The sequence below is a fragment of the Streptomyces sp. CLV115 genome, from assembly GCF_038448545.1.
Taxonomy (GTDB): Bacteria; Actinomycetota; Actinomycetes; order Streptomycetales; family Streptomycetaceae; genus Streptomyces; species Streptomyces sanglieri.
The window spans coordinates 32287-58838 of the sequence record NZ_JBCEWQ010000030.1; the positions used below are offsets into that span (position 1 = coordinate 32287).

Below are 26552 nucleotides of genomic sequence, written 5' to 3' on the forward strand. Positions count from 1 at the left end.
CCGCTCAGGAAAGCAGCGGGTCGACCGTGCGCTCGGACACGTACCGCGGGTCACCCTCGCGGGTGACGACGAGCGTGCTGATCGTCTTGACCCGAGTCGCGGGGGCGAGCCGGTCCGAGCCGGAACGCCGGGCGGCGACGGCGCCCCGCGTCAGCGGGCGGTACGCAGCTCCGCGAGCACCGCGTCCGTGAACGGGGGCCACGCCTCGACGGCCCACGGGCCGAAGGGGCGGTCGGTCAGCGCGACGCACGCCGCGCCCGCGACCGGGTCGATCCACAGGAACGTCCCCGACTGCCCGAAGTGCCCGAAGGTCGCGGGGGAGGAGGAACTTCCCGTCCAGTGCGGGGACTTGGAGTCCCGGATCTCGAAGCCGAGGCCCCAGTCGTTGGGGTTCTGGTGTCCGTAGCCCGGCAGCACGCCCTTCAGGCCGGGGTGTACGACGGTCTGCGCGGCCAGCACCGTGCGCGGATCGAGCAGACGGGGCGCCTGCACCTCCGCCGCGAACCGGACGAGGTCCTCGACGGTCGAGACGCCGTCCTTGGCGGGCGAGCCGTCGAGCGTGGTCGCCGTCATCCCGAGGGGTTCCAGCACGGCCTGGCGCACGTACTCGGGGAACGGGATGTCGGCGGCCTTGGCGATGTGGTCGCCGAGCACCTCGAAGCCCGCGTTGGAGTAGAGCCGGCGGGTGCCGGGCGCGGCCGTCGTCCGGTGCTCGTCGAAGGCGAGCCCGCTGGTGTGCGCGAGCAGGTGCCGCACGGTGGAGCCCTCCGGCCCGGCCGGCTCGTCGAGCTCGACCGCGCCCTCCTCGTACGCCACCAGCGCCGCGTAGGCCGCGATCGGCTTGGTGACGGAGGCGAGCGGGAAACGGTGCGCGGTCGGGCCGTGCGTACCGAGAACGGTGCCGTCCGCTCGTACGACGGCAGCCGCCGCGGTGGGGACGGGCCAGTTGTCGATCATCGCCAGGCTCTGCATGCGTACGAGCCTAAGGGGCGCCGTTGAGCGGCGGAGAGGCGGTGGCCGGTGGTCCGCCAGGACCCGTCCCCGATCGCGCTTGCTTAGAGTGCACTCCAAGGTTCTAGCGTGGAGGGCATGACGGTGACGGAGAGCACTTCGGCGAAGGTGGACGCCTGCGCCGCGGCCCCGCAGGCGCCTTTGCGCCCCGAGGGTCAGGACCGGTACACCATCAGTGAGGTCGCGGCCCTGACCGGGCTCACCGCGCACACCCTGCGCTGGTACGAGCGGATCGGGCTGATGCCGCACGTCGACCGGTCCCACACCGGCCAGCGCCGCTTCACCAACCGCGATCTGGACTGGCTGGCCTTCGTCGGCAAGCTGCGACTGACCGGGATGCCGGTCGCCGACATGGTCCGGTACGCGGAGCTGCTGCGCGAGGGCGAGCACACCTTCGAGGAGCGGCAGGAGCTGCTGGAGGCGACCCGCCGCGATGTGATCACGCGGATCGCGGAGCTCCAGGACACCCTGGCCGTGCTCGACTACAAGATCGACTTCTATGCGGGCGCCCGACGGGCGCCGGAGAGGCCCAGTGCCTGATGACTGACGACAAGATCACCACCGTGGAGCTCGGCGACGGCGGCCCGCAGGTCGGCGTGCAGGGACTCGGCTGCATGGGCATGAGCGAGTTCTACGGCGACACCGACGAACCTGCCGCCCGCGAGACGCTGGAGACGGCGCTGGCGGCCGGCGTCACCCTCTTCGACACCGCCGACATCTACGGCAGCGGCGCCAACGAGACCTTCCTCGCCCCGTTCGTCGGGGCGCACCGGGACGAGATCACCCTCGCCACGAAGTTCGCCATAGAGCGCAGGGACGACGACCCGCACTACCGGGGCGTGCGCAACGACCCCGCGTACATCCGCAAGGCCGTCGAGGACAGCCTGCGCCGGCTGAACACCGATGTCATCGACCTCTACTACATGCACCGCCGCGACCCGGCCGTCCCGCTGGCCGAGTCGGTCGGCGCGATGGCCGAGCTGGTCCGGCAGGGCAAGGTCAAGCAGCTCGGGCTGAGCGAGGTGACCGGCGCGGAGCTGCGCGAGGCACACGCGGTGCACCCCATCACCGCCCTCCAGTCGGAGTGGTCGCTCTTCAGCCGGGACGTCGAGCGCAGCGCCGTACCGGCCGCCGTCGAGCTCGGGGTGACTCTCGTGCCGTACTCGCCGCTCGGCCGGGGGTTCCTGACCGGGGCGTTCACGGACGCGGGCAAGGAGCTGTCGGAGGGCGACTTCCGTAAGTCCCAGCCCCGCTTCACCGGCGAGAACGCGAAGACGAACGCCGCCCTGCTGGAGCCCGTCCACAAGATCGCGGCGGCGCACGGGGCGTCGGCCGCGCAGGTGGCGCTCGCCTGGGTGCAGCAGCGGGCCCAGGTGCACGGGCTGACCGTGGTGCCGATCCCGGGCACCCGCAGGAGCAGCCGCCTCCTGGAGAACGTGGCCGCCACCCGGCTCGTCCTGACCGACGGGGAGCTGGCACAGCTGGAGCCGATCGCGGGACTGGTGGCGGGGGACCGCTACCCGGACATGAGCTCGACGTCCGCGGCGCGCGAGTAGTCCGGCCGCCCGTGGCCACCGCACCCCGTGGCCCCGGGTCTCGGTGCCGTGGCGAATGATGGCACCGGCCTGTGGCAGGGCGCGTTCATGCGAGGGGTGCACTCATGCTGTTTGCTGCAATTGCTTCCATTGCCGTATTCGGAGGCTTGACCAAGGAGGTGGAAGGCAGGGACACCGTTTCCGCCTTCCACTCGTCGAGGCTCCGGAAGGGCTGCGAGATCGACATCAAATATCTGGACGACAACAACACCATGTTCCTCTTCGACAAGTAGCCGAAGAGGGAACGAATACCGAGGGGCAGCGGCGGACGAAGGAACGACGTCACCCCTCGCCCGGCACCACCACCCCCGCCTCGTACGCGAAGATCACCGCCTGCGCCCGGTCCCGCAGGTCCAGCTTGGCCAGGACCCGGCCGATGTGCGTCTTCACGGTCTGTTCGGCCAGTACCAGCTTCCCCGCGATCTCCTGGTTGGACAGGCCCCGCGCGATCAGCTCCAGCACCTCCGTCTCGCGCGGAGTCAGCCCGTTCAGCCGCAGCGACTGGCCGCTCCGGGTGGCCCCGGTCGGGCCCTGCCGGGCGAAGTCCGCTATCAGACGGCGCGTCACGGACGGCGCGAGCAGCGCCTCGCCCGCCGCGACCACCCGCACCGCCGAGATCAGGTCGGCCGGCGGCGCGTCCTTCAGCAGGAAGCCGGACGCCCCGGCGCGCAGCGCCTCGTACACGTAGTCGTCCACGTCGAACGTGGTGAGCATCAGGACCTTCGGCCGGTGCACCACCCCCACCGGCGGGTTCAGCAGCTCGCGGGCCGCCGCCAGGCCGTCCATCTCCGGCATCCGGACATCCATCAGCACCACGTCCGGACGGGTGCTGCGGCCGACCTCGACGCCCTGGCGCCCGTCCGGTGCCTCACCGACCACATCGATGTCGCTCTGCGCCGAGAGCAGCGCCGCGAAGCCCGCCCGCACCATGGCCTGGTCGTCGACGATGATCACGCGAATGGTCAAGAGTCCTCCGGGGCCGGGGGCGTAGCAGGATCGAGGGGCAGCCGCGCCGCCACCCGGAAGCCGCCGCCGGGCAGCGGTCCGGTGTCGAGCGTGCCGCCGGTCAACCGTACGCGCTCCCGCATACCGACCAGTCCGTGCCCCGTGCCGGTCGCCTCCAGCGGCGAATCGGGCTGCTGTGCCCGGTCGTTGACCACCAGGACGGTCAGATGGGTGCCGTCGGAGGTGACCGATATCCGGGTCCTCGCCCCGGGCGCGTGCCGGATCACATTGGCCAGTGCCTCCTGCACGATCCGGTACGCCGACACGTCCACCGCCTGCGGCACGTCCGGCAGCCGGGCCGACAGCGACAGCTCGGCCGGCAGCCCCGCCCGCACCGTCGCCTCCACCAGCTGCTGCACCCGGTCGAGCCCCGGCTGCGGTGCCCGCTCACCCTCCGTGCCGTCACTGCGCAGCAGCGTCAGCAGCCGCCGCATCTCCGTCAGCGACTCCCGGGCGCTCGCCGCGATCGCGGCGAACTCCTCGTGCGCCTCCTCGGGCAGCCCGCTGATCCGGTACGGCGCGGAGTCGGCCTGGACCGTGATCACGGACATGTGGTGCGCGACCACGTCGTGCAGCTCACGGGCGATCCTGGTGCGCTCCTCCAGCAGCGTGCGCTGCGCCCGCTCGGCCTCGCTGATGGTCTCCTGCTCGGCGAGCTGGCGCTGCGCGACGCCCCGTTCCCGTATCACCGCACCGATCACCATGAACACCGCGCCGAGCGCCGGAAGCAGTCCCGCGGTGCCGTTGCTGCGGTCCGTGCCGCCCAGGTGCAGGACCAGGCTCGCCACGGCGGTCAGCGCCCAGACGGAGACCGCGGTCCGCCGGGTCTCACGCAGGGCCACCGCCAGCATCACGAAGAAGTGGGCGATCAGTGTCGGCGGCGGCCACGGCCAGACGGCCATCAGCGGTTCCGGGTACCGCAGCAGTACCAGCGCCCCCACGATGTCGGCGGGGAAGATGATCCACCACGCCTGCAACGGGCGGTGCGCCAGCATCAGCAGCGGCGCCGTCTGGGCGACGGCCAGCAGGCCCGCCAGCCCCTCGGCCATGCCGTATTCGTTGGTCAGCACATTGAGCGTGACCGGAACGAAGATCGCCGCGAGGACGAGGACGGCGATGTACGGCAGCAGCCGCCGCCACCGTTTGGACGCGTTCGCCAGCGGCGGGACCGGGGGATGCGACGGGTGGGCGAGGCCGTGGGCGATCTCGCGCAGATTGCGGCGGGCGGCGCTCACCAGCCCGTCGGCGGCGGGCGGCGGGCGCGGCGGCGCCTCGGGCGGAACGTACGGCGGGGTGGTCGTCATGGCCGCAGCAGCCTAAGCAGCGGACCGGCGCGGTGGCGTCATACCAGGGTTCCGGTTCGCCGCCGGGCCTCTCGTACGGGGGTACTACCCGCCGGTCGCCGCGGCCGCCACGGGGCTCACAGCTCGGCGAGCAGCTGGGCCTTCTTGGCGCTGAACTCGTCGTCCGTCACCAGACCGGCCTGGTGCAGCTCCCCGAGGTGCCGGATCCGCTCCGCGATGTCCGCCGGGTCGCGCCGTCCGGCGCTCGCCAGGACGGCGGCGGGCACGGCAGCAGCTGAATGGTTCCTGCGCACCGATTCCAGCACGGCCGCGGCGAACGGCAGCGACTCGTGGACCGGGCCGTAGCCGAGCCCGAAGACCACCGCGGCCGGGTCCTGATCGGCCCGGGTGGGGCCGGCCGCGACCGGCTGCGGGCCGTGCGCCGCGCCCGGCTCCGCGACCAGGCCCGGACCACTGCTCCGGGCGGGCCCCTCGCCCGCGACCGGTCCCGGGACCGCGGCCTCCAGGCCCCTCGGCACCAGCCGCAGATAGCCCTCGAAGGCCTCCGGCGAGCGCCACTCGACACCGCTCAGCTCCGTCACCGGGAACGTCTGGTCGCCGGCCTTCCACTTCGCCGTGGAGGCGCCCGTCCAGAACCAGCGGAAGGAGACCCGGTGCCCGTCGAAGCCGGCCCGGCCGTCGTACGCCTTGAAGTGCATCGGTGCCTCGGGCGCCGCGACCAGGAACCGGTCGGCGGGTTCCGTCGCGTCGGGGCCGAGCCGGGCGCGCAGCTCGTCCGCGTAGTACTCGGCCAGCGTCTCGCGCTCGGCGGGGAGCACCAGCCGGTACGGATCACAGCCGTCCTTCAGCTGCCCCGCGGCGGCCTCGACCAGCGGATCGGCACCCGGTCGCGGCACGGCACGCAGGACCACCGTGCCCCGCTTGCCCGGGGTCAGCGACACCGACGACAGCGCCGCGTGCGGGATGCGTCGTTCCCGCAGGCTCTGGAAGAGCCTCGGCGTGCGGATCCCCCGTTCGAAGCGGATGAGCACGGAGTCGGTGTCGAACTCCCAGGTGGCATGAATTCCGGCCAGCACATCACCCATGTGCCTCATGGTATGCGGCACTTGCCCCACACGTCCCCCCTCGGCGCACGCTGTGATCGATGGCCCGCCAGGGCCCTGTACCCGTCAGACGGCCCGGCCTCCGGTGATTCGTTCACGGCAGGAGCCGTCGGCGGGCGCGCAGCTCACCGATTCGTAGGAGCCCGTGCCGATGGCGGCGAAGTTGCCGAGGCTCTCGGTCCCCGGCTCGAAGTAGCCACTGTGCCCGACCGCGTCGCCCGCCGAGACGATCCGCGCGCCGAAGCCGGGGTCGACCGGGTCCGCCCCGTGACCGAGGCCGCCGAACTCCAGGTTCGGTACGTCCTCGATCCAGTCGTCGCGATCGCGCGTCGCCCACACCCTGGCCCCGGTCCGCAGCTGCGCGGCGTTCTCCACCCGCATGCCGGGGCTGCCGGCCACCGCGATGTCGCCGACCCTGGCGGGCAGTTCATGTGCGGCGACCCCGCACAGCACCGAGCCGTAGCTGTGGCAGAACAACGAGACGGGGGCGGTGCCGGGCAGCGCCGCCACCAGGGCCTTCAGCCGCACCGCCCCGCGCTCGGCGAGGTTGCCCAGCGCCGCGTCCATGCCGATCCCGGCGGGCGTGGTGTAGTCGGCCCAGGCGATGACGGCGGTACGAGTGCCGGGGCGCGCGGCGCGCTCCGCCGCGTACAGCGACTTCGCCATGCCGACCGGGGCGGCGTTCACCTTGGGCTCGGGCCGTTCCAGCGTCAGCAGGTTGGTGTCGACGCCGGGGACGATCACGGAGATCCGCTCGGCCCGGTCGAGACTGCCGAACACCTCTGCGGCGCGGCCCTTCCCGGACGGGTCGAAGGCCAGGAAGTGGCGGCCGCGGGCCAGCATCGAATCGAAACGGTGCATCCGGCGGACCGCCTCGGCGCGGCCCTCGGGCGAGAGCCGCACATCGTGCATGCGCCGCTGCTCGACCTTGCGCGCCTGCCCCACGGCCCGCCGGTTGGCGCGGTAGCGCAGAGTCACCGGTGCGCCGTTCAGATTGCCCACGACCAAGGGGTACTTGTCCGCCAGCCCGGCGCGCTGCGCGGCCGTGAGCGTGGCGAAGAAGTGGGCCAGCCGGTACGGCGGCGCGTCGGCGTCCGGCAGCGCATGACCCGCCACCCGGCCCCGGGCCCAGGCGGCGAGTGCGACGGTGCGTGGCTCGTCGGAGCGTTGGTGACGTACGGCGGTCCAGCCAGTGGTCGCCAGCATCACGAACACGACCGCGACGGCGAGCAGCGCGCGCCATGCGGTGAGCGTGGGAGAGGAGTCGAAGGAAGTCACTGCGGCCCACATTAGGAGACGCGCGACGACAGCCGTGGAGAGGGTGACGCACATCACTCCGCTGCGGGGAATTCGGCGCCGCGCTTTTCACGCTGTGTGGTTGTCATACGCACGCTCAGGCGCGCGGAGCGCCTCCCGGAGATCACATCAGGCCACCGGGGCGCGGCTGTTGTGAAGTCGGTCATGCCGAACCGCTGAGGCGTACGGCACACCGGGCAGGGCGGGCACGGGTGTTGCCCGGCCCCGCGCCGCTACCCGGCCGTCGCGCCGGATTCCGTACGCCAGTTGCCGGCCAGCGCCGGTCCGAGCTGGTCCAGGTACGCCTCGGTCAGGGCGCGCAGTGCGTCCACGCCGGACTCCCGGCCGCGCCCCCAGAGCTGACCGGTCACCCGCATCACCCCGAAGAACGCCGCCACGAGGACCCTCGGCCGCGGGTCCTCGTCCACGTCGAGCCCCTCGCGGCCGGCGATCAGCAGCGCGATCTCGTCCTCCAGGTCCGCGCACCGCCGCAGATGGGCGGCGAGCAGTGAGGGAGTCGATTCGATCATCCGGTAGGTACGCATGTGGAGTTCGACCGTGACGAGTTCCTCGATCGTCTCGCCGATGCTGTTCCAGGCGCACAGGAACGCGCCGCGCAGCGCCTCGAACGGGGCCTCCTCGGCGGGGCGCCGGCGCAGCTCCGAGAGGAAACTCGACTCCACCATCTCCTGGATGGCGAGGGCGGCCTCCTCCTTGCCGGCGAAGTAGCGGAAGAAGGTGCGCTGGGAGACCTCCGCCACCTCGACGATCTCGTCGACGGTGGTCTTCTCGTACCCCTGGGTGATGAAAAGATCGAGGGCGGCGTGCAGCAGGGCGTCCCGGGTGCGTCGCTTCTTCCGTTCGCGCAGTCCGGTCGGATACGCGGCCCGCTGCTCATCGGTCACTTAACCGGCCTTCTTTCTCCTGCTTTGTCCAGCTCAGCGTACCTGTGAGCTACGTGACAGTTACTGTCTTGTGAAATGGTTTGTCAACTGTCAGAGGCTGACACTAATGTCCCCGGCATGACTAGTCAGACCACCGTCGACAAGGCGTCGCGGGAGCCGCAGGAAACCGTCGCTCCCGCTCCGGCCAAGGGGCTGCGCGGCCACCCCTGGCTGACGCTCTTCTCCGTGGCCATCGGCGTGATGATGGTCGCGCTCGACGGCACGATCGTCGCGATCGCCAACCCCGCCATCCAGCAGGATCTGAACGCCTCGCTCGCAGACGTCCAGTGGATCACCAACGGCTACATGCTCGCCCTCGCGGTCTCCCTGATCACCGCGGGCAAACTCGGTGACCGGTTCGGCCACCGCCAGACCTTCCTCATAGGCGTCGTGGGCTTCGCCGCGGCGTCCGGGGCCATCGGCCTGTCCGACAGCGTCGCCCTGGTGATCGTGTTCCGGGTGCTCCAGGGCCTCTTCGGCGCCCTGCTGATGCCCGCCGCGCTCGGCCTGCTGCGCGCCACCTTCCCGGCCGAGAAGCTGAACATGGCGATCGGCATCTGGGGCATGGTGATCGGCGCCTCGACCGCCGGTGGTCCGATCCTCGGCGGCGTGCTCGTCGAGCACGTCAACTGGCAGTCCGTCTTCTTCATCAATGTGCCGGTCGGGGTGCTCGCGCTGGTGCTGGGCCTGGTGATCCTCAAGGACCACCGCGCCGAGAACGCGCCGCGCTCCTTCGACATCGGCGGCATCGTGCTGCTGTCGCAGGCGATGTTCTGCCTGATCTGGGCGCTCATCAAGGGCTCCGAATGGGGCTGGGGCGACTACAAGACGCTCGGCTTCCTGGGCGCCGCCGTGGCCCTGTTCGTGGTCTTCGCGCTCTCCCAGAAGAACGTCAGGGAACCGCTGATCCCGCTCGCCATGTTCAAGTCCGTGCCGCTGTCCGCGGGCGCGGTCCTGATGGTGCTGATGGCCTTCGCGTTCATGGGCGGGCTGTTCTTCGTCACCTTCTACCTCCAGAACGTGCACGGTCTGAGCCCGGTCGACAGCGGCCTGCACCTGCTGCCGCTGACCGGCATGATGATCGTCGCCTCGCCGCTCGCCGGCGCCATGATCACCAAGTTCGGCCCGCGGGTCCCGCTGGTCGGCGGCATGGTGTGCACGGCGGTCGCCATGTTCGGCATGTCCCAGCTGGAGATCGGCACCGGCACCCTGACCATGTCGATCTGGTTCGGTCTGCTCGGCCTCGGCCTCGCCCCGGTGATGGTCGGCGCCACCGAGGTCATCGTCGGCAACGCCCCGATGGAGCTCTCCGGCGTCGCGGGCGGTCTCCAGCAGGCCGCCATGCAGGTCGGCGGCAGCCTCGGTACGGCGGTGCTCGGCGCCGTCATGGCCTCCCAGGTCGACTCCAAGCTGGCCGACAACTGGAAGGCTGCCCAGCTCCCGCCGCTGAGCCCGGAGCAGCTGGACAAGGCGTCCTCGGCCGTCGAGGTCGGCATCCCGCCGGTGGGCGGGAACGTCCCGCCGGAGGTCGCGGGGAAGATCGCGGGCGTCGCCCATGACACCTTCGTGTCAGGGATGAGCACGGCGTTCATGGTCGCCGGGATCGTCGCGGTCGTCGCGGCGCTGGTCGCCACGCTCACCAAGCGCGGTGCGAACGCCGAGGCGGGCGCGGGCGCCGGACACATCTGACCGGACGCCACCGGGACGCCCGGGGCTCGCGCCCACGCGTCAACACAGTACGTACGACAGCCCCGCCGGAGCGTTCCGGCGGGGCTGTCGCCTATCCGGGTGGTGTGCCCGAAGGCCCCTTCCCCGGGCATTGCCCCGCAGGTCAGGGTGCGTGCAACTGATTCGCACCACCACGGGGGTCGATTTCCATGCGCACGACCGTTCTCGCCACCACCCTGGCCGCCGCCTCGCTGGCCGCCATCGCCCTGATCCCGGAGAGCGCCGCCCACTCCGCGCCCGTCCGGCCCGGATCCTGCGGCGCCGGCCAGCTCTGCCTCTGGGACGATCCGGAGTTCACCGGCACCCGCCGGACCCACGAGCTGTCCACGATCGACATCGATAGCTGTGTCCCGCTGCCGAAGGGCAGCAGCGTCCAGTCGCTCGCCAACCGCACCGGCCGCCCCGTCACCACGTACCAGTCGGCGGAATGCGCCGAGACCGGTGAGTTCGAGACCTACCCGGGCGGCGGCACCTGGGTGCCCCGGTCCCCGTACCAGGTCAGGGCCTTCAAGGTCTGGGAGAACTGACCGCAGGACGGGGATCCGGCCGGATACGCCGAAGGGCGGCGGGACCAGCAGGCCCCGCCGCCCTTCATGCGTCGTGCGTCGTCGTTACGCGTCGCCGCCGGCCGCGCCCGGGTCGGCCGCGGCGACGTCCAGCAGCTCGTACCGGTCGATCGCCTTCTTCAGCAGCGAACGGTCGATCCGGTTCTCCTTGGCGAGCTCGGTGAGCACCGCCAGGACGATCGACTGCGCGTCGATGTGGAAGAACCGGCGGGCCGCGCCACGGGTGTCGGCGAAGCCGAAGCCGTCCGCACCCAGCGACTGGTACGCGCCGGGCACCCAGCGCGCGATCTGGTCCGGCACCGAACGCATCCAGTCCGAGACCGCCACGAACGGGCCCTCGGAGCCGGAGAGCTTCCGCGTGACGTACGGGACGCGCTGCTCCTCCTCCGGGTGCAGCAGGTTGTACCGCTCCACGTCCACGGCCTCGCGGCGCAGCTCGTTCCAGGAGGTCGCCGACCAGACGTCCGCCCGGACGTTCCACTCGTCGGCGAGGATCCGCTGCGCCTCGACCGCCCACGGGACCGCCACGCCGGACGCCATGATCTGGGCCGGGATCTCGCCCCGGTCGGCCGCCTTGAAGCGGTACACGCCCTTGAGGATGCCCTCGACGTCCACGTTCTCCGGCTCGGCCGGGTGCTGGATCGGCTCGTTGTAGACCGTGAGGTAGTAGAAGACGTCCTCGTTCTCCTCGGGGGTCCCGCCGTACATCCTGCGCAGACCGTCCTTGACGATGTGCGCGATCTCGTAGCCGAACGCCGGGTCGTACGCGACACAGCCCGGGTTGGTCGAGGCGAGCAGCTGCGAGTGGCCGTCCGCGTGCTGGAGACCCTCACCGGTCAGCGTCGTACGCCCGGCGGTCGCGCCCAGCACGAAGCCGCGCGCGAGCTGGTCGGCCATCTGCCAGAACTGGTCACCGGTGCGCTGGAAACCGAACATCGAGTAGAAGACGTACACCGGGATGAGCGGCTCGCCGTGCGTGGCGTACGCCGAACCCGCGGCGATCAGCGACGCCGTGCAGCCGGCCTCCGAGATGCCGTCGTGCAGCATCTGGCCGGTCGGCGACTCCTTGTACGCGAGCAGGAGATCGCGGTCCACCGCCTCGTACTGCTGGCCGAGCGGGTTGTAGATCTTCGCGCTCGGGAAGAAGGCGTCCATGCCGAAGGTGCGGTACTCGTCGGGCGCGATCAGCACGAAACGCTTGCCGATCTCCTTGTCCCGCATGAGGTCCTTCAGGATGCGGACGAACGCCATGGTGGTGGCGATCGACTGCTGACCGGAACCCTTCTTCGCGGTCGCGTACGTCTTGTCCTCGGGCAGGGCCAGCGGCTTCGCACGCACCACACGGGTCGGGACGTAACCGCCCAGACCCTTGCGGCGGTCGTGCATGTACTGGATCTCCTCCGAGTCGCGGCCCGGGTGGTAGTAGGGCGGGTAGCCCTCGTCCAGCTGCTTGTCCGTGATCGGGATGTGCAGCCGGTCGCGGAACCGCTTGAGGTCCTCGACCGTGAGCTTCTTCATCTGGTGGGTCGCGTTGCGGCCCTCGAAGTTCGGCCCCAGGGTCCAGCCCTTGACCGTCTGCGCCAGGATCACCGTCGGCTGGCCCTTGTGGGCCTTGGCCGCCGCGTAGGCCGCGTAGACCTTCTTGTGGTCGTGACCGCCGCGGCCCAGGTGCAGGATCTGGTCGTCGGTCATGTCCTTGACCATGTCGCGCAGCCGCGGGTCGTCCCCGAAGAAGTGGTCACGGATGTACGCGCCCGACTCGGTGGCGTACGTCTGGAACTGGCCGTCCGGCGTGGTGTTCAGCTTGTTGACCAGGATGCCCGTGCGGTCCTGCGCGAGCAGCGGGTCCCAGGAGCGGTCCCAGACCAGCTTGATGACGTTCCAGCCGGCGCCGCGGAACTGCGACTCCAGCTCCTGGATGATCTTGCCGTTGCCGCGCACCGGGCCGTCGAGCCGCTGCAGGTTGCAGTTGACCACGAAGGTGAGGTTGTCCAGGCCTTCGCGGGCGGCGATGGAGAGCTGGCCGAGCGACTCGGGCTCGTCCATCTCGCCGTCGCCCAGATACGCCCAGACATGCGACTTGGAGGTGTCGGCGATGCCGCGCGCCTCCATGTAGCGGTTCATCCGGGCCTGGTAGATCGCGCCGAGCGGGCCGAGGCCCATCGAAACGGTCGGGAACTCCCAGAAGTCCGGCATCAGCCGCGGGTGCGGATAGCTGGACAGGCCGTTGGGCGCCTTCGACTTCTCCTGGCGGAAGGCGTCGAGCTGCGCCTCGCTCAGCCGGTCGAGCAGGAAGGCGCGGGCGTAGATGCCCGGGGACGCGTGCCCCTGGAAGAAGATCTGGTCGCCGCCCAGGCCGTCGTCCTTGCCCCGGAAGAAGTGGTTGAAGCCCACGTCGTACAGCGAGGCGGAGGAGGCGAAGGTGGCGATGTGACCGCCGACGCCGATCCCCGGGCGCTGGGCGCGCGACACCATCACGGCCGCGTTCCAGCGGGTCGCGTTGAGGACCTTGCGCTCGATCTCCTCGTCGCCGGGGAAGAACGGCTCGTCCTTCGTGGCGATCGTGTTCACGTAGTCCGTACTGCGCATCTCCGGCACGGCGACGCGCTTCTCGCGCGCACGCTCGATGAGCCGGAGCATCAGATAACGGGCCCGCTCGCGGCCTCGCTCGTCGACTGCGGCGTCGAGCGAGTCGAGCCATTCCTGGGTCTCTTCGGGATCGAAGTCCGGGACCTGGCTCGGCAGGCCGCCAATGATGATCGGGTTGCGATCGGATCCGGAAGCCACGCTGTTCCTTCGCTGTTCGGTGGTGCTCTACGGGGCCTGATTGAGGGAGAACATGCCCCAGGGATGTATGCAAGTGCGCCATCACCATCGTGTACCGCGAGGGCGCAAACGTCATCTCTACCGAGGGGTAACCGCCGTGTTGCGAGACATCGCGGCCGGAGCGCGGGGATGGGTCGGGCCAAACCGCAACCATACGCCCAACCCGTCCAAGCGTTCCCAAAGGATGTTCGACTCCGAATGGCGGACCGAAACGGCATAAGCTGTGGAAGGACGTAAAGGGTGTGGACGGTAGCGCCGGGCCCCGGAGGGGATCTGCCGACAGTGCGGCGACGTGGCAGGGAACGTCACCGTTTAGGCGGTCTCGCACGCCGGGTACTTGCGCGATCCGCCGCTCCCGTGTGGACTACGGCCAACGCCCCGCGCACGCGCGTGGCTCAAGCATTTTCCGAAACATGATCAGGAGGCAACCCGTGAGCGCGACCGCGGACCACGCGGAGGAGCGGACCAACCCGGCAGCACGCCTGGGGTTCGAGCCCGGACAGGTGGTCCAGGAGATCGGCTACGACGACGACGTCGAGCAGGAGCTCCGTGAGGGCATTGAGGCCACCATCGGCCAGGATCTCGTCGATGAGGACTACGACGACGTCGCAGACGTCGTCCTGCTGTGGTTCCGCGACGAGGACGGCGACCTTACGGACGCGCTGGTGGATGCCATTGGTCTGATCGAGGACGGCGGTGCGGTCTGGCTGATGACGCCGAAGACCGGCCGTGACGGATACGTCGAACCGAGCGACATCAACGAGGCCGCACAGACGGCCGGTCTCTCCCAGACCAAGAGCATCAACGCCGGCAAGGACTGGACGGGCAGCCGCCTGGTCACGCCGAAGGCGGCCAAGGCCAAGCGCTGAAACACGCTCGCCACGCATTCGCCTTGAAGGCCCCCGACGGCACCGTGCCGCCGGGGGCCTTCGTGCGAACGGGGATCTTCGTGCGGCCCGGGGCCGTGCGGCGGCCCCCGGGCTCGTCGGCCCGGGGCCCGGTCGCCCCGTGCGGGCGCTTCGTGGCCCGCTGCGGGCTCTGCGTAGGGTGGGAGCCACCCGGACAGCCCAGCCCGGTGAACGTAGCGAAGGGACGCTTTTCATGGCGATCGAGGTCGGCACCAAGGCCCCGGATTTCGAGCTGAAGGACAACCACGGCCGGACCGTGAAGCTCTCCGACTTCCGCGGCGAGAAGAACGTCGTCCTGCTGTTCTACCCGTTCGCCTTCACGGGCGTCTGCACGGGTGAGCTCTGCGCGCTCCGCGACGAGCTGCCGAAGTTCGAGAACGACGACACGCAGCTGCTCGCCGTGTCCAACGACTCCATCCACACCCTGCGCGTCTTCGCCGAGCAGGAGGGCCTCGAATACCCGCTGGTCTCGGACTTCTGGCCGCACGGCGAGACCTCGCGGGCCTACGGCGTCTTCGACGAGGAGAAGGGCTGCGCGGTGCGCGGCACCTTCATCATCGACAAGGAGGGCGTGGTGCGCTGGACCGTCGTCAACGGTCTGCCCGACGCACGCGACCTCAACGAGTACGTCAAGGCGCTCGACGCGCTCTGATCCGGCACCGGTGGATCCGCATGCGACCCGGTGAAAAGCCTGCTTCGCCGGGAACCGGTCACTAGGATCCAGTCGTTGATCGGATGCCAACGCAACGTGGAGGCGCCGGCGTCTGCCGGCCCCCAAGGAAACCAATGGGAGGACTCGTGGGAGTCAGCCTCAGCAAGGGCGGCAACGTCTCGCTGACCAAGGCCGCGCCCAACCTGACGGCGGTCGTCGTCGGGCTCGGCTGGGACGCTCGCACCACCACCGGTGGTGACTTCGACCTCGACGCCAGCGCCCTGCTGACGAATGCCGAGGGCAAGGTCGGCAGCGACGGAAACTTCGTCTTCTTCAACAACCTCAAGAGCCCCGACGGTTCCGTCGAGCACACCGGTGACAACCTCACCGGTGAGGGCGAGGGCGACGACGAGGTCATCAAGGTGAACCTGGCCGGTGTCCCGGCCGACGTCGACAAGATCGTCTTCCCGGTCTCGATCTACGAGGCCGAGACCCGCCAGCAGAGCTTCGGCCAGGTGCGCAACGCGTACATCCGCGTGGTCAACCAGGCCGACAACAGCGAGCTGGCCCGCTACGACCTCAGCGAGGACGCCTCGACGGAGACCGCCATGGTCTTCGGCGAGCTGTACCGCAACGGGGCGGAGTGGAAGTTCCGTGCCATCGGTCAGGGGTACGCCTCGGGGCTGCGCGGCATCGCGCAGGACTTCGGCGTCAACGTCTGAGAAGGCGCGACCGGGCCGTGCCGCCGAGGGGCGGCCCGGGTTACGCCCAAGCAGTACCCCGTCCGGCGCCGCACCCTCGTGCGGCGCCGGACGCGCTGGCAATACGGCTCGGGGGCCCGGACGGCCCGACGGGCCCGGCAGACGGTTCATCGACTCGGGGAGGACACACACCATGGGCGTCACGCTCGCCAAGGGAGGCAATGTCTCCCTCTCCAAGGCCGCACCCAACCTCACCCAGGTGCTGGTCGGGCTCGGCTGGGACGCACGATCCACCACGGGCGCCGACTTCGACCTCGACGCCAGCGCGCTGCTGTGCCAGTCGGGCCGGGTGCTCGGCGACGACTGGTTCGTGTTCTACAACAACCTCACGAGCCCCGACGGCTCCGTGGAGCACACCGGTGACAACCTCACGGGTGAGGGCGAGGGCGACGACGAATCGGTCATCGTGAATCTCACCCAGGTGCCGGCGCATTGCGACAAGATCGTTTTTCCGGTGTCGATCCATGACGCCGACAACCGGGGTCAGACCTTCGGCCAGGTCAGCAATGCGTTCATCCGTGTGGTGAACCAGGCGGACGGTCAGGAACTCGCGCGTTACGACCTCAGCGAGGACGCCTCGACGGAAACGGCGATGATCTTCGGCGAGCTCTACCGGTACAACGGCGAGTGGAAGTTCCGTGCAGTGGGACAGGGGTACGCGTCCGGGCTGCGAGGTATCGCTCTAGACTTCGGGGTCAACGTTTCGTAAAGCCGCGCACGGCGCGGGGGAGCCCCGTACATCTCGGGGGAGACCCGTTACATACACGATGGGGTAGCCAGTGCTTCTGAAAACCTTCGGCTGGTCGTTCGCGGTTACCGCGCTCGGCCTTGCCGCAGCTTGGATCTACGGAGGGTGGGAAGCCTTCGGTGTCGTTGCGATTCTTTCCGTCCTTGAGATCTCGCTGTCCTTCGACAATGCGGTGGTCAACGCCGGAATCCTGAAGAAGATGAATGCCTTCTGGCAGAAGATCTTCCTGACGGTCGGTGTGCTCATCGCGGTCTTCGGCATGCGGCTGGTGTTCCCCGTCGTGATCGTGGCCATCACCGCCAAGATGGGTCCGATCGAGGCGGTCGACCTTTCCTTCAACCAGCCCGAGCGCTACCAGGAACTCGTCACCGACGCCCACCCGGCGATCGCCGCGTTCGGTGGCATGTTCCTGCTGATGATCTTCCTCGACTTCATTTTCGAGGACCGTGACATCCAGTGGCTGCGCTGGATCGAGCGTCCGCTCGCCAAGCTCGGCAAGGTCGACATGCTGTCGGTCTGCATCGCGCTGATCGTGCTGCTGGTCGCCTCGATGACCGTCGCGACCAACGCGCACCAGCACGGCGGCGGTCACGCGGACAAGGCGGAGACGGTGCTGCTCGCCGGTATCGCCGGTCTGATCACATACCTCATCGTCGGCGGTCTCTCCGGCTTCTTCGAGAACAAGCTGGAGGAGGAGGAAGAGCGCGAGCACGAGGCCGAGGAAGAGGCCAAGCGCAGTGGCAAGAAGGTTTCCTCCGTCGTGCTCGCCGGCAAGGCCGCGTTCTTCATGTTCCTCTACCTGGAAGTGCTCGACGCGTCCTTCTCGTTCGACGGTGTCATCGGTGCCTTCGCCGTCACCAACGAGATCGTGCTGATGGCTCTCGGCCTCGGTATCGGCGCCATGTACGTCCGTTCGCTCACGGTCTACCTGGTCCGCCAGGGCACGCTCGACGACTACGTCTACCTGGAGCACGGCGCCCACTACGCCATCGGCGCGCTGGCCGTTCTTCTGCTGGTCACCATCCAGTACCAGATCAACGAGCTCATCACCGGTCTGACCGGTGTCGTGCTGATCGCCTGGTCCTTCTGGTCCTCGGTCCGGCGCAACAAGGCGATGGAAGCCGAGGGCGGCAACGACGAGGGTTCCAGGGCGGAAGTCCCGTCCGGGGTGTGACCCGGTAGGGATTGAGGAACGCTCTCAGCGGGGCGGTCCGTGAGGCAACGGTTCTCCGGAGACATCCGGACCCGGCCCCGCGGCCGCCCCGCAGTGATGTGGGCGCCCCCGCCGAGGCGCGGGCCGGCCGTGGGACGGGGCACTTTTCTACTGAGATGCATGGGGGTTGGGGATGGCGTTCTGGGACGGCCTGTGGCCGCGGCGGGAGGCACAGTTCGAGTCGGGCAGCGCGGCGACCAACTCCATCGTGCTCACCCGGCGGCACGCCACGGTCTCGCTCACCAAGCAGGGTGCGCTGACCGGCAATCTGCGGGTCAATCTCTCCTGGCAGATGCGTACGTCGGACATCATGGGCCGGTCGCGGCAGAGCGGCCGGCTGCTGCGACCACTGAAGCTCTTCCAGCCCGAACCGGTCCAGGCCCACACCCAGGGCATGGTCAACGTGGACCTGGACCTGGGCTGCATGTACGAACTGAAGGACGGCACCCGAGGCGTCGTCCAGCCGCTGGGCAACCTCCTCGGCGACCTGAACGCGCCACCGTACATCCGGCTCAGCGGGGACGACCGCTTCGGGGCGCCGTCGGGTGAGACGGTCTACGTCAATCTCGACCAGCGCGATCAGATCAAACGACTGCTGTTCTTCGTCTACATCTACGACCAGACGCCTGCCTTCGACCGTACCCACGCCAAGGTGACGCTCTACCCGGGCAACGGCCCGCGGATCGAGATCGAACTCGACGAGCACGCCCCGGAGGCCCGCTCCTGCGCGGTATTCACGGTGGACAACACCAAGGACGATCTGATCGTGCGGCGCGAGGTGAAGTTCGTCTACGGGTTCCAGTCGGAGCTGGACCGGCTGTACGGCTACGGCATGCAGTGGGGGCGCGGCTACAAGTCCCGGACCTGAGCGGCCGCCCGGATCTGCGCGGCCCGGATCTGCGCGGCCCGGATCTGGGCGGCCCGGGAGGCCCGGGCCGGTGTGGGTCGGTTCTGGGCGTCCCGGGCCGGTGCGGGACGGGACGCCCGGGATTGTGCGGGTGCCGCCCCCGCGTCCGTCTCAGGACCGCACGAACTGCGGCCCCTGCGGCGGCAGCACGAAATTCGGGTCCGGGGCGGGTGCCGCGGCGGCGGCGGGCTGCGGATAGGCATGGGCCGGCTGTGCGGCGGCGGGCTGCGGGTACCCGTACGCGGGCTGGGGAGCAGGCTGGGCCGCGGGCTGCGGATAGCCGTACGCGGGCTGCTGATGCTGGACCGTGACCTGAGAGTCGGGGCCGGGCGCCGCCGGGGGGAACGGGGGCGCGGGCGGGAACCCGGGCGCCGGCACGGGCGCGGCAGCCGCCGCGGGTGACGGAGCCGGTTCGGGCTCCGCCGCCGCGGTCTCGTCGACCGAGATGCCGAAGGCGGTCGCCAGGCCGACCAGCCCGGTCGGATACCCCTGCCCCACGGCCCGGAATTTCCAGCCATCGCCGCGCCGGTAGAGCTCGCCGCAGATGATCGCCGTCTCCTCGCCGGTCTCCGGCTGCACGTCGAAGACCGCGAGCGGCTCCCCGCCGGCCGACGCCGAGTCGTACAGCAGGATGCGCAGATCGCGCACCTGTGCGAATGCGGCGCCGTCGGAGGATGCGGCGACCACCACCTGCTCGACCGAGGCGTCCAGCCTGCCCAGGTCGGCCTCGATGGTGTCCGTGAGCTTCTCGGCGACGCTGCGCTTCGGCAGCCGTCGTACCAGGCCGGAGGGGTGGCGGGGCTGGTTGTAGAAGACGAAGTCCTCGTCCGAGCGCACGCGGCCACCGGCTCCGAGCAGCAGGGCCGAGGCATCCACATCCGGAATTCCGGCGCCCGGGGTCCAGCGCAGAACGGCCCGTACGGCCATGGCGTCCAGAGGGACGTTCGAGCCTTTCACCATCGCGTGCGTCATGCCCGTCATCCTGCCTGCTGGCCGGCCGTGCGGACAACGCGGGGGGCACGCCGGATGTGTCCCGGACAGGCCGGAAGAACACGGTCCGGGGCGCTCTCACCCGTCGGGAAATGGACGAGTTACCCGGAATTCATGCACGTGGGGAACTCTTGACACCCGTCCGTACGTACTATTACCGGCCATGCGTTGTCCGGCCGGTCAGGCAGTTCGGGGGAGTTACATGCGTCATTTCGGGCATATTGCGCCCGCTGCGAGGAAGCGTCTGTTCTTCCAGGAGCCGTGCGATTTCGGGCAGGATTCATCGGCCCGCGTGCTGTCGGCCGCCCTGGGGGCGACCCTGTACAGCCCCGCCACCCGGCCCAGACTTGCTGACGACGTCATCAAGCAGGCCGGGCGCGGCGTTGTCTCGATGGTGCTGTGCCTGGAGGATTCGATCGACGACTCCGAGGTCGCCGGTGCCGAGGAGAACCTGGTCGGCCAGTTCGCCGAGCTCGACGCGCGTGGCGCCGAGGTGCCCCTGCTCTTCATCCGGGTCCGGGAGCCGCACCAGATAGCCGATCTGGTGCGCCGCCTCGGTGACACCGTCCGGATGTTGTCTGGTTTTGTACTTCCGAAGTTCACCGAAGAACGTGGCGTGCCCTTCATGGAGGCGCTCGCCGACGCGGAGAAGGCATGCGGGCGGCGTCTGTTCGCGATGCCCGTTCTCGAATCGCCGGAGCTGCTGCATCTGGAGACCCGGGGCGAAACGCTCCAGGGAATAGCCCGCACCGTCGACAAGTACCGCGACCGGGTGCTCGCGCTGCGCCTCGGCGTCACCGACTTCTGCTCGGCGTACGGACTGCGCAGGGCGCCCGACATGACGGCGTACGACGTACAGATCGTCGGCGCCGTCATCGCCGACGTGGTCAATGTGCTGGGCCGTGCGGACGGCACCGGATTCACGATCACCGGGCCGGTGTGGGAGTACTTCCGGCTCCAGGAGCGCATGTTCAAGCCCCAGCTGCGCCGCAGCCCGTTCCTGGAAGGCCGGGCCGAGGAGCTGCGCACGGCACTGATCGAGCACGACCTGGACGGCCTGCTGCGCGAGATCGAGCTCGACCGTGCCAACGGCCTGCTCGGCAAGACCTGCATCCACCCGTCGCACGTAGCACCCGTACACGCGCTGTCCGTGGTCAGCCACGAGGAGTACAGCGACGCCCAGGACATCCTGCGGCCGGAGCGCGGCGGCGGTGGCGTCATGCGCTCCGCGTACACGAACAAGATGAACGAGGTGAAGCCGCACCGCGCCTGGGCCGAGCGGACCCTGCTGCGGGCCGAGGTCTTCGGCGTGGCGAGGCAGGACGTGGGCTTCGTGGAGCTGCTGGCCGCGGGCCTCGCCGAGTGAGCGCCGGGCGGGGCGGCGCACGAGCGCGTCCCGCCGGGTGGGCTCGGGACGAACAGCGGAGCCGGGCGCACGGCGACGACAGGGATGAACGCGGAAGCCGGGCGCACGGCATCGGCAGGGATGAACGCGGAAGCCGGGCGCACGGCATCGGCAGGGATGAACGCGGAAGCCGGGCGCACGGCATCGGCAGGGACGAACGCGGAAGCCGGGCGAACGGCAACGGCAGAGAAGGAGACGGCGGACGTGGTGTGGTCGGGCAGCTGGGTGGCGGAGCGACTGGGCGTCGAGCTCGTCGGTGACGGGAAGCCGGACGGCGACAGGGAGCTGAAGGACCTGCTGGGACTCGCCCTGCGCCGCAACCCCAAGCGGGCCCACCTCCTCGTGTCGAACGTGCTCGGCAAGCACGTGCCGCAGAAGCCCTCCGTGGTGTACGGCACCGGATTCGAGCTCGGCCACAGGGTGCGCGGACTCCTCGGTGACGCCGAGGCGCGCCGGGCCGTCGTGCTCGGTTACGCGGAGACGGCCACCGGCCTCGGCCACGCGGTCGCCGACGGGCTGGGCGTGGCACCGTACCTCCACTCGACCCGCCGCCCCGTCGAGGGCGTGGCACGGGCGGGCGGCTTCGAGGAGTCGCACTCGCACGCCACCTCACACCTGCTGCTCCCGGAGGACCCCGACCTGCTGGCGGGCGACCTCGGCCCGGCACCCTTGCCGGGCGCCGTCTCCGACGCGCCGCTGGTGCTGGTGGACGACGAGTTCTCCACGGGCAACACCGTGCTCAACACCATCCGCGCACTGCATGAGCGGTACCCGCGGAGCCGTTACGTCATCGTCGCCCTGGTGGACATGAGGTCACCGGCCGACCGGGGGCGGCTGACCGAGTTCGCCGCGGAGATCGGCGCCCGCGTCGACCTGGTGTCGCGCGGCTCGGGCACGGTCACCCTCCCGGAAGGTGTCCTGGAGAAGGGCCAGGCGCTGGTCGCCGCACACGAGTCGGAGGCCGCGGAAGCGCCCGCGAGTGGGGCGGCATCCGAGAGCGAGGCAGCGGCCACGGGCGGGGCGGCATCCGAGAGCGAACCGGCAGCCACCGGCGGGGCGGCCCCCGCTCCCCGCCCCTGCACCCGGGTGGATCTCCGCTGGCCCGCCGGTGTGCCCGACGGCGGACGGCACGGTTTCACCCCCGCACACCGGGCCGCCCTGGAACCCGCGCTCCCCGCCATGGCCGCCCGGATAGCCGGAGCCCTGGGCGACGCCCGTCGCGTACTGGTCCTCGGCTTCGAGGAGCTGATGTACGCCCCGCTGCGCCTGGGCACGGCCCTGGAGGACCACACCGACGCCGAGGTGCGCTACTCCACCACCACCCGTTCCCCCGTCCTCGCCGTGGACGACCCGGGCTACGCGATACGGACCCGGCTGGTCTTCCCGGCCCACGACGACCCGGCCGACGGGCCCGGTGACCGGTACGCGTACAACGTCGCGGGCGCCGGCTTCGACGCCGTGGTGCTCACCGTCGACTCCGCCGCCGACACTCCCGAACTCCGCGCCCCCGAAGGCCTGTTGGCGCAGCTCGCCGCACACACCGACCACGTCCTGCTCGCGGTCGTCCCCTCGTACACACCCCCGTACGCCCGGTCGGCCCCCGACCCGCGCGCCTCCGCCTTCGAACGGCAGGAACCCCCCATGCTGCCCGAGCCCCTCCGCGGCCCCGACTTCTCCTCCTACGCGCCGGACGAGGTCGGCTGGCTGCTCCAGGACCTCTCGGACACCGAGCTGGAGGCGCCCACCGAGGAGCGCGAGGAGGCGATACAGAGCGGTGGCGCGCACTACGCCGAGTCGCTGCCCGTCGAGTACCAGCCGTCCGCCCAGTACCAGGAGCTGTTCAAGGCGGCGCTGGAGCTGTCGGCCGCCCGCGTCGCCCGCGCCGTGGGCACCGTCACCGAGACCGTCCTCGCCGAGCGCACCCCGCGCCCGGTCCTGGTCTCGCTCGCCAGGGCCGGCACGCCCGTCGGCGTGCTGATGCGCCGCTGGGCCCGGCAACGGCACGGAATCGACCTGCCGCACTACGCCGTCTCCATCGTGCGTGGCCGGGGCATCGACGCCAACGCGCTGCGCTGGCTGGCCGCCCACCACGACCCGGCGGACGTCGTCTTCGTCGACGGCTGGACCGGCAAGGGTGCGATCACCCGCGAACTCTCCGCGGCGCTCGCCGAGTTCGACGGGTTCGACCCGGAGATCGCGGTGCTGGCCGACCCGGGCGGCTGCGTCCGCACCTACGGCACCCGCGAGGACTTCCTCATCCCGTCCGCCTGCCTCAACTCCACGGTCTCCGGGCTGATCTCGCGGACCGTCCTGCGCGCCGACCTGGTGGGGCCCGAGGACTTCCACGGTGCGAAGTTCTACCGGGAGCTCGCGGACACCGATGTGTCCGGCCACTTCCTCGACACCGTCGCCGCGCACTTCGACGAGGTCGCCGACGCCGTGGACGCTGAGGTCAAGGAACTGCTCGCGGCCGACCGCGCGCCCACCTGGGAGGGCTGGGCCGCGGTGGAACGCATCAGCGAGGAGTACGGCATCCACGACGTGAACCTGGTCAAGCCGGGTGTCGGCGAGACGACCCGCGTACTGCTGCGGCGCGTCCCGTGGAAGATCCTCGCCAAGCGTGGGGCGGGCGCGGACCTCGAACACATCCGTCTGCTGGCCGAGCAGCGGGGCGTACCGGTGGAGGAGGTCGACGGACTTCCGTACACCTGCGTGGGTCTGATCCACCCGAAGTACACCCGGGGCGCGACGGGCGCGGACGGCAGGGCGGTGGAGTCCAAGTGACCACCCGGGCACCCTCGGCCGATACGGCAACCGCCCCCGTGACGCTCGTCGCGAGCGACCTCGACCGCACCCTGATCTACTCCTCGGCCGCACTCCAGCTGGCCATGCCGGACGCCGAGGCGCCCCGGCTGCTCTGCGTGGAGGTCTACGACCACAAGCCGCTCTCGTACCTGACGGAGCCGGCTGCGGCGCTCCTGGACGAACTGGCCCGCACCACGGTCTTCGTCCCGACGACCACCCGTACCCGCGAGCAGTACGGACGCATCCACCTGCCGGGGCCCGCACCGCGGTTCGCGATCTGCGCCAATGGCGGACACCTGCTCGTGGACGGCGAGTCCGACCGTGACTGGCAGCGGCAGGTGGCCCGCAGGCTCGCCGACGAATGCGCCTCCCTCGCCGAGGTCCGCGCCCACCTCCTGGCCGCCGCCGACCCCGCCTGGCTGCTCAAGGAACGGGTCGCCGAGGACCTCTTCGCCTACCTCGTGGTGGAACGCCCGCTGCTCCCGGGGGACTGGGTCGAGGAACTGGGGGAGTGGGCCCTGACACGGGGCTGGACGGTCTCCCTCCAGGGCCGCAAGATCTACGCCGTCCCGGGCCCGCTCACCAAGAGCGCCGCCATGAACGAGGCGGCCCGGCGCGCCGGCGCCACGCTCACCCTCGCCGCCGGAGACAGCCTCCTGGACGCCGATCTGCTCCTCGCCGCCGACCGCGCCTGGCGCCCGGCCCACGGCGAACTGGCCGACACCGGCTGGAGCGCCCCGCACGCCGAAGTGACGGCCGAACGCGGCGTGGCGGCGGGCGAGGAGATCCTCCGGCACTTCCTCCGGGCCGCCGGCGAGGCAAGATCGTCCTGACACCGGACGGGGACGGAGAGGTCACCGCCGATCGACGGACGAGGAGCGCACAGGATGACCAAGGGCAACGAAACCAAGATCACCGACGAGCTGTACGCGTACATGCTGGCGCACAACCCACCGCTCGACCCGGTGCAGCGCGAGCTCGTCGAGACCACGTACGCCCGCCTGCCCGAGCAGGCCGGCATGCAGTCTGCCGAGGAGCAGGGGCCGCTGCTCGCCTTCCTCGTCCGGCTGACCGGGGCCCGGCACATCGTGGAGGTCGGCACGTTCACCGGATTCTCCGCCCTGTCGATGGCACAGGCACTGCCCGCCGACGGGCGGCTGATCGCCTGCGACGTCTCGGAGGAGTGGACCGCCTACGGCAGGGAGGCCTGGGAGAAGGCGGGCGTCGCGGACCGGATCGAGCTCCGCATCGCCCCCGCGCTGGACACCCTGCGCGCGATGCCGGCCGAGCCGCACATCGATCTCGCCTACCTCGACGCGGACAAGGGCAACTACATCCCGTACTGGGAGGAGCTGGTGCCCCGGATGCGGCAGGGCGGCCTGATCGTCACGGACAACGTGCTCTTCCACGGCAGGGTGACCGACCCGCATGCGACCGGCGGAGCGGCGGCGATCAAGGAGTTCAACGAGCATGTGGCCGCCGACTCGCGGATGGACAGCGTGCTGCTCACCGTGTCCGACGGCCTGACCCTCTCCCGCAGGCGTTAGAGCCGGTCCCGGGGCACCCCGCTCCCGGCCGGGGCCGGGGACACCCCTGCTCTCCGACCGGGGTTGGGGCCTCTCACTCTCCGACCGGGTCCGGGGCCCCGCTCTCGGCCCGGGGCCGTGGCACCGCGCTCTCCGGCGGGGCCGGCGCCCTGTTCTCAGCCGCAGCAGCGTTCTCAGCCGCAGCAGCCACCACCGCAGCAGCCGCCCCCACCACCGCCACCGCCACCGGCCGACGGGGCGGCGGGGGCGGACCTGGCGGACGACCCGCCGACGGCCACGGTGGAGAGCAGCTTCACGGTGTCGGCGTGTCCGGCGGGGCAGGAGGCCGGGTCGGACGACTGAGCCATCGGACGGCTGATTTCGAACGTGTCTCCGCAGGAGCGGCAGCGGAATTCGTAACGAGGCATGGCCCCAGGCTAACCGCGACCCCGCCCTCAGAGGTCACGCCGGACGGCCGGCATCGGCGGCGTGGCAGCCCTCCGGCTCAGCAGCAATTCCCGCTCCGCCTCCTCGGGATGGCGCGCCCGCCAGTACGGGTTGTCGTGCGGAAGACCGCCGCTGACCCGTCCGTACATCCCGAAGACCATCAGCATCAGGCCGACCACGAAGCTGAACAGCACGTTCTGGATGCGGAAGGCGAGGAAGTTGTAGTCGGTCTCCAGCAGCGCGAGATTGACGAAGCCGCTGAGGATGAAGGCGATGCCCAGAATCATGTTGAGTGTCGAGGCGAAGTTGCCGCCGATCACCATCCCGATGAACAGGAGCAGGCCGACGCAGATGGACAGGACGCTCAGGGCACCGTTGGTGTTGAGGCCCGCGACGGTGGCTCCGCCGGTGTTGAAGAACCCGATCTTGTCGATCAGCCCCAGGACACCGAAGGCGAGCAGCACCAGCCCCATCAGCCCCGCCCCGACCCGGTAGACCTGGCTGAGCCGGTGATCGACCGGCAGATGCTTGTCGAGCCGGGTGGCCTTGCGGCGGCGTGGGGCCCGGCGCCCCGTGGAATGCAGCACATGGGTGGCCATGGCGGTCGTCTCCTTCGGGCGTACTACCAGGATCCGCCCAAGGCCCAGCCACCGCACACCAGAGCCCCATGACGTGCTGGCACACAGCCGGCACGACTCGTCCGGCACGGTTCCTCCGGCGCGGCCTCTCCGCACGGCTCCCCCGGAGCGGTCCTCCGCTACGGCTCGTGTTTCACCGCTCCTCCGCCACCGCTCCTCCGCCACCGCTCCTCC

Annotated in this window: 25 protein-coding genes; 15 read left to right on the forward strand and 10 right to left on the reverse strand. The window is 70.4% G+C overall.

Going from position 1 to position 26552, the window contains the following annotated elements:
* Positions 1-150: 150 nt before the first annotated feature.
* Positions 151-972: a serine hydrolase domain-containing protein gene (locus tag AADR41_RS13750; protein WP_342281653.1), complete on the reverse strand. Its 822-nt coding sequence runs from the start codon at positions 970-972 to the stop codon at positions 151-153.
* 117 nt (positions 973-1089) lie between these two features.
* Here AADR41_RS13750 and AADR41_RS13755 point away from each other — a divergent pair, with 117 nt between their 5' ends.
* The 3 genes from AADR41_RS13755 (at position 1090) to AADR41_RS13765 (ending at position 2839) form a co-directional block, all read left to right on the forward strand.
* The gene (locus AADR41_RS13755; protein WP_342281654.1) at positions 1090-1551 is read left to right on the forward strand and encodes a MerR family transcriptional regulator; all 462 of its coding nucleotides are present in this window, start codon (positions 1090-1092) and stop codon (positions 1549-1551) included.
* Entirely contained in the window at positions 1551-2567 is a 1017-nt protein-coding gene (locus AADR41_RS13760) for an aldo/keto reductase (protein WP_342281655.1), read from the forward strand. Before AADR41_RS13755 ends, AADR41_RS13760 begins: the two co-directional genes overlap by 1 nt.
* 146 nt (positions 2568-2713) lie before the next feature.
* Positions 2714-2839 (forward strand): hypothetical protein, encoded by a 126-nt coding sequence (locus AADR41_RS13765; protein WP_342281656.1) that lies wholly within the window; start codon positions 2714-2716, stop codon positions 2837-2839.
* A gap of 49 nt (positions 2840-2888) precedes the next feature.
* On the opposite strand, the gene AADR41_RS13770 is transcribed toward AADR41_RS13765, so the two are convergent.
* The 5 genes from AADR41_RS13770 to AADR41_RS13790 form a co-directional block, all read right to left on the reverse strand.
* Complete coding sequence (locus AADR41_RS13770; protein WP_266691029.1) at positions 2889-3572, reverse strand: response regulator; 684 nt, start codon at positions 3570-3572, stop codon at positions 2889-2891.
* Positions 3569-4462: a sensor histidine kinase gene (locus AADR41_RS13775; RefSeq protein WP_446751032.1), complete on the reverse strand. Its 894-nt coding sequence runs from the start codon at positions 4460-4462 to the stop codon at positions 3569-3571. The genes AADR41_RS13770 and AADR41_RS13775 overlap by 4 nt, the downstream gene beginning before the upstream one ends.
* Before the next feature lie 569 nt (positions 4463-5031).
* Complete coding sequence (locus AADR41_RS13780) at positions 5032-6000, reverse strand: DUF4429 domain-containing protein (protein ID WP_342281658.1); 969 nt, start codon at positions 5998-6000, stop codon at positions 5032-5034.
* 84 nt (positions 6001-6084) lie between these two features.
* Positions 6085-7296, reverse strand: a complete 1212-nt coding sequence (locus AADR41_RS13785; protein ID WP_342281659.1) for an alpha/beta hydrolase — start codon at positions 7294-7296, stop codon at positions 6085-6087.
* A gap of 251 nt (positions 7297-7547) precedes the next feature.
* Positions 7548-8219, reverse strand: a complete 672-nt coding sequence (locus AADR41_RS13790; RefSeq protein ID WP_342281660.1) for a TetR/AcrR family transcriptional regulator — start codon at positions 8217-8219, stop codon at positions 7548-7550.
* Between the two features lie 117 nt (positions 8220-8336).
* Between AADR41_RS13790 and AADR41_RS13795 the strand changes: the two genes are divergently transcribed.
* Complete coding sequence (locus AADR41_RS13795; RefSeq protein WP_342281661.1) at positions 8337-9947, forward strand: MFS transporter; 1611 nt, start codon at positions 8337-8339, stop codon at positions 9945-9947.
* A 188-nt stretch (positions 9948-10135) separates the two neighbouring features.
* On the forward strand, positions 10136-10513 hold the full coding sequence (locus tag AADR41_RS13800; protein ID WP_342281662.1) for a peptidase inhibitor family I36 protein: 378 nt from the start codon (positions 10136-10138) through the stop codon (positions 10511-10513).
* 84 nt (positions 10514-10597) lie between these two features.
* Here AADR41_RS13800 and aceE read toward each other — a convergent pair whose 3' ends face one another.
* Entirely contained in the window at positions 10598-13339 is a 2742-nt protein-coding gene (gene aceE / locus AADR41_RS13805; protein ID WP_342281663.1) for a pyruvate dehydrogenase (acetyl-transferring), homodimeric type, read from the reverse strand.
* Between the two features lie 470 nt (positions 13340-13809).
* On the opposite strand from aceE, the gene AADR41_RS13810 reads away from it, so the two are divergent.
* From AADR41_RS13810 to AADR41_RS13835, 6 genes are all read left to right on the forward strand, one after another.
* Positions 13810-14247 (forward strand): DUF3052 domain-containing protein, encoded by a 438-nt coding sequence (locus tag AADR41_RS13810; protein ID WP_093895494.1) that lies wholly within the window; start codon positions 13810-13812, stop codon positions 14245-14247.
* A 232-nt stretch (positions 14248-14479) separates the two neighbouring features.
* Positions 14480-14938 carry a peroxiredoxin gene (locus AADR41_RS13815; protein ID WP_329870545.1) on the forward strand — a complete coding sequence of 153 codons (459 nt, stop codon included), beginning with the start codon at positions 14480-14482 and terminating at the stop codon, positions 14936-14938.
* Positions 14939-15084: 146 nt separating this feature from the next.
* Positions 15085-15660: a TerD family protein gene (locus tag AADR41_RS13820; protein ID WP_037696943.1), complete on the forward strand. Its 576-nt coding sequence runs from the start codon at positions 15085-15087 to the stop codon at positions 15658-15660.
* 172 nt (positions 15661-15832) lie between these two features.
* On the forward strand, positions 15833-16408 hold the full coding sequence (locus tag AADR41_RS13825) for a TerD family protein (protein WP_342281664.1): 576 nt from the start codon (positions 15833-15835) through the stop codon (positions 16406-16408).
* 70 nt (positions 16409-16478) lie between these two features.
* Entirely contained in the window at positions 16479-17621 is a 1143-nt protein-coding gene (locus tag AADR41_RS13830; RefSeq protein WP_342281665.1) for a DUF475 domain-containing protein, read from the forward strand.
* Positions 17622-17793: 172 nt separating this feature from the next.
* Positions 17794-18528, forward strand: a complete 735-nt coding sequence (locus tag AADR41_RS13835) for a TerD family protein (RefSeq protein ID WP_342281666.1) — start codon at positions 17794-17796, stop codon at positions 18526-18528.
* Positions 18529-18678: 150 nt separating this feature from the next.
* On the opposite strand, the gene AADR41_RS13840 is transcribed toward AADR41_RS13835, so the two are convergent.
* The gene (locus tag AADR41_RS13840; RefSeq protein ID WP_342281667.1) at positions 18679-19539 is read right to left on the reverse strand and encodes a TerD family protein; all 861 of its coding nucleotides are present in this window, start codon (positions 19537-19539) and stop codon (positions 18679-18681) included.
* A gap of 220 nt (positions 19540-19759) precedes the next feature.
* On the opposite strand from AADR41_RS13840, the gene AADR41_RS13845 reads away from it, so the two are divergent.
* The 4 genes from AADR41_RS13845 (at position 19760) to AADR41_RS13860 (ending at position 25314) form a co-directional block, all read left to right on the forward strand.
* Complete coding sequence (locus tag AADR41_RS13845) at positions 19760-20923, forward strand: HpcH/HpaI aldolase/citrate lyase family protein (protein WP_342281668.1); 1164 nt, start codon at positions 19760-19762, stop codon at positions 20921-20923.
* A 156-nt stretch (positions 20924-21079) separates the two neighbouring features.
* Positions 21080-23746: a phosphoribosyltransferase gene (locus AADR41_RS13850; RefSeq protein ID WP_342281669.1), complete on the forward strand. Its 2667-nt coding sequence runs from the start codon at positions 21080-21082 to the stop codon at positions 23744-23746.
* Positions 23743-24600, forward strand: a complete 858-nt coding sequence (locus tag AADR41_RS13855; protein WP_342281670.1) for an HAD family hydrolase — start codon at positions 23743-23745, stop codon at positions 24598-24600. The genes AADR41_RS13850 and AADR41_RS13855 overlap by 4 nt, the downstream gene beginning before the upstream one ends.
* Positions 24601-24654: 54 nt before the next feature.
* On the forward strand, positions 24655-25314 hold the full coding sequence (locus AADR41_RS13860) for an O-methyltransferase (RefSeq protein WP_342281671.1): 660 nt from the start codon (positions 24655-24657) through the stop codon (positions 25312-25314).
* Positions 25315-25487: 173 nt separating this feature from the next.
* Here AADR41_RS13860 and AADR41_RS13865 read toward each other — a convergent pair whose 3' ends face one another.
* Both AADR41_RS13865 and AADR41_RS13870 read right to left on the reverse strand, forming a co-directional pair.
* Positions 25488-25721, reverse strand: coding sequence for an FmdB family zinc ribbon protein (locus AADR41_RS13865; RefSeq protein WP_342281672.1), 234 nt, complete (start codon positions 25719-25721; stop codon positions 25488-25490).
* A gap of 27 nt (positions 25722-25748) precedes the next feature.
* Entirely contained in the window at positions 25749-26339 is a 591-nt protein-coding gene (locus AADR41_RS13870) for a DUF4383 domain-containing protein (RefSeq protein ID WP_342281673.1), read from the reverse strand.
* Between the last annotated feature and the right edge of the window lie 213 nt (positions 26340-26552).

Excerpts from the sequence above, each read along its gene's own strand:
- AADR41_RS13750 (WP_342281653.1), bottom strand. The coding sequence starts at position 972 with ATGCAGAGCCTGGCGATGATCGACAACTGGCCCGTCCCCACCGCGGCG.
- AADR41_RS13755 (WP_342281654.1), top strand. The coding sequence starts at position 1,090 with ATGACGGTGACGGAGAGCACTTCGGCGAAGGTGGACGCCTGCGCCGCG.
- AADR41_RS13760 (WP_342281655.1), top strand. The coding sequence starts at position 1,551 with ATGACTGACGACAAGATCACCACCGTGGAGCTCGGCGACGGCGGCCCG.
- AADR41_RS13775 (WP_446751032.1), bottom strand. The coding sequence starts at position 4,462 with ATGCTGGCGGTGGCCCTGCGTGAGACCCGGCGGACCGCGGTCTCCGTC.
- AADR41_RS13780 (WP_342281658.1), bottom strand. The coding sequence starts at position 6,000 with ATGGGTGATGTGCTGGCCGGAATTCATGCCACCTGGGAGTTCGACACC.
- AADR41_RS13795 (WP_342281661.1), top strand. The coding sequence starts at position 8,337 with ATGACTAGTCAGACCACCGTCGACAAGGCGTCGCGGGAGCCGCAGGAA.
- AADR41_RS13800 (WP_342281662.1), top strand. The coding sequence starts at position 10,136 with ATGCGCACGACCGTTCTCGCCACCACCCTGGCCGCCGCCTCGCTGGCC.
- AADR41_RS13815 (WP_329870545.1), top strand. The coding sequence starts at position 14,480 with ATGGCGATCGAGGTCGGCACCAAGGCCCCGGATTTCGAGCTGAAGGAC.
- AADR41_RS13825 (WP_342281664.1), top strand. The coding sequence starts at position 15,833 with ATGGGCGTCACGCTCGCCAAGGGAGGCAATGTCTCCCTCTCCAAGGCC.
- AADR41_RS13835 (WP_342281666.1), top strand. The coding sequence starts at position 17,794 with ATGGCGTTCTGGGACGGCCTGTGGCCGCGGCGGGAGGCACAGTTCGAG.
- AADR41_RS13840 (WP_342281667.1), bottom strand. The coding sequence starts at position 19,539 with ATGACGCACGCGATGGTGAAAGGCTCGAACGTCCCTCTGGACGCCATG.
- AADR41_RS13845 (WP_342281668.1), top strand. The coding sequence starts at position 19,760 with ATGCGTCATTTCGGGCATATTGCGCCCGCTGCGAGGAAGCGTCTGTTC.
- AADR41_RS13850 (WP_342281669.1), top strand. The coding sequence starts at position 21,080 with ATGAACGCGGAAGCCGGGCGCACGGCATCGGCAGGGACGAACGCGGAA.
- AADR41_RS13860 (WP_342281671.1), top strand. The coding sequence starts at position 24,655 with ATGACCAAGGGCAACGAAACCAAGATCACCGACGAGCTGTACGCGTAC.
- AADR41_RS13865 (WP_342281672.1), bottom strand. The coding sequence starts at position 25,721 with ATGCCTCGTTACGAATTCCGCTGCCGCTCCTGCGGAGACACGTTCGAA.
- AADR41_RS13870 (WP_342281673.1), bottom strand. The coding sequence starts at position 26,339 with ATGGCCACCCATGTGCTGCATTCCACGGGGCGCCGGGCCCCACGCCGC.